We start from the raw sequence: 1411 nt of genomic DNA, 5'->3' as shown, positions 1-1411 counted from the left end.
GACGGCGGTGACCTGGGAGCAGATCGTCGCCGTCGCCCCCTTCCCTGCCCCCGAGCCCATCACGCTTCAGCTCTACGTCGGCGGCGAGGCGTTCGAGGTCGGGCAAGCCGCTGAGCCGCAAACCGGAGCCGCGCCATGAGCCTCGCCGCGGCCGAGGCCGACCGCCGGATCGGGGCGATGCTGAACGTCGGCACCATCGTGTCGATCGACAACGCCACGGGCCGCGCCCGGGTGCGGATCGGCGACCTTTTGACCCCGCCGCTGCAGGTCATGCAGATCCGCTCCGGCGCGATCCGGCTGCACTGGATGCCGAGCCCCGGCGAGCAGGTCACCGTCTCCGCCCCCTCGGGCGACATGGCCCGCGCCTTCGTCATGGGCTCGCTGCCCGTCGACGGCGACCTGATCGCCCCCGACGCCGGCAGCCCGACCATGGACCTCGGCGGCGGGACGCTGCGGCTGATCGGCACTCTCTACGTCGAGGGCGACATCGAGGTGACCGGCGATGTCCGCGCCTCCGGCGTCAGCCTCGTCACCCACACCCATGGCGGCGTCATTCCCGGCGGCGGCGACACAGGAGGACCGAACGGATGAGCATGAAGACCTATCGCGCGAAGGCCGCCGGCTGGATCGCCGGCCGGCGCGTCGCGGCCGGAGAGGAGATCCGCCTGACCGCCTCCCAGGCGAAGTACGAGCCGGTGGAGCCCGTGGTCGCCGAGACGACAAAGCCCTCGCGCAAGGCGAAGGCTGCGCCCGCCCCGGAGCCCGATCCCGCATGACCGGCCTGTCTCGCACCGCCTTCCGTCCGCTGGATGCGGACGCGCATCTGGCGCAGTCGATCACCGACATCCTCTCGACCCCGACCGGCAGCCGCGTCCTGCGCCGCGCCTATGGCTCGGAGCTGCCCCGGCTGATCGACCGCCCGGTGAACGGCGCGACGCTGGTCGATGTCTATGCCGAGACCGCCGCCGCGCTTGATGCATGGGAGCCGCGCTTCCGCCTGCGCCGCGTCGAGGTCTCCGTCGCCGCCGCCGGCAGGCTCGGCCTCGTCCTGCATGGCGAGGTCGATCACCGGGCCGTCACCATTCCCGCCGAGGTCTCTCCATGACCGGCTATTCCGCCATCGACCTCTCCCGCCTGCCGGCCCCGGCGGTGATCGAGACGCTCGACACCGAGGCGACCATCGCGGCGATCAGGGCCAAGGTGCTGGAGCTGGCCCCCGAGCTCGGCCCGGCGCTGGCGCTGGAAAGCGAGCCGGCGGTGAAGCTGATCGAGGCGCTGGCCTTCTTCGGCGTCCTGCACCGGGCGCGGGTGAACGACGCCGCCCGGGCGGTGATGCTGGCCACGGCGACCGGCGCGGATCTCGACAACCTGGCGGCGCTGCTCGGGGTCTCGCGGCTCACGCTGGCGGCGG

Annotated in this window: 3 protein-coding genes and 1 pseudogene; all 4 read left to right on the top strand. The window is 72.9% G+C overall.

Features of this window, described 5'->3' with window-relative positions; all coding sequences use genetic code 11:
• The first annotated feature begins 135 nt into the window (after positions 1-135).
• A complete protein-coding gene (locus tag C5F48_RS23775) occupies positions 136-591 on the top strand; it encodes a phage baseplate assembly protein V (protein WP_107666127.1) in 456 nt (151 codons plus the stop codon).
• Entirely contained in the window at positions 588-776 is a 189-nt protein-coding gene (locus C5F48_RS23770) for a hypothetical protein (protein ID WP_107666126.1), read from the top strand. The genes C5F48_RS23775 and C5F48_RS23770 overlap by 4 nt, the downstream gene beginning before the upstream one ends.
• Complete coding sequence (locus tag C5F48_RS23765) at positions 773-1105, top strand: GPW/gp25 family protein (RefSeq protein ID WP_107666125.1); 333 nt, start codon at positions 773-775, stop codon at positions 1103-1105. Before C5F48_RS23770 ends, C5F48_RS23765 begins: the two co-directional genes overlap by 4 nt.
• Positions 1102-1411, top strand: a pseudogene (locus tag C5F48_RS23760) (baseplate assembly protein); the annotation flags it as partial. The gene C5F48_RS23765 and the pseudogene C5F48_RS23760, both read left to right, overlap by 4 nt.

Source organism: Cereibacter changlensis JA139 (assembly GCF_003034985.1).
GTDB lineage: Bacteria > Pseudomonadota > Alphaproteobacteria > Rhodobacterales > Rhodobacteraceae > Cereibacter > Cereibacter changlensis.
This window is presented reverse-complemented; position numbering and strand designations above follow the sequence as displayed.

What these genes read in the sequence shown, in the direction of transcription:
- C5F48_RS23775 (WP_107666127.1), top strand. Translation starts at nt 136, where the DNA reads ATGAGCCTCGCCGCGGCCGAGGCCGACCGCCGGATCGGGGCGATGCTG.
- C5F48_RS23770 (WP_107666126.1), top strand. Translation starts at nt 588, where the DNA reads ATGAGCATGAAGACCTATCGCGCGAAGGCCGCCGGCTGGATCGCCGGC.
- C5F48_RS23765 (WP_107666125.1), top strand. Translation starts at nt 773, where the DNA reads ATGACCGGCCTGTCTCGCACCGCCTTCCGTCCGCTGGATGCGGACGCG.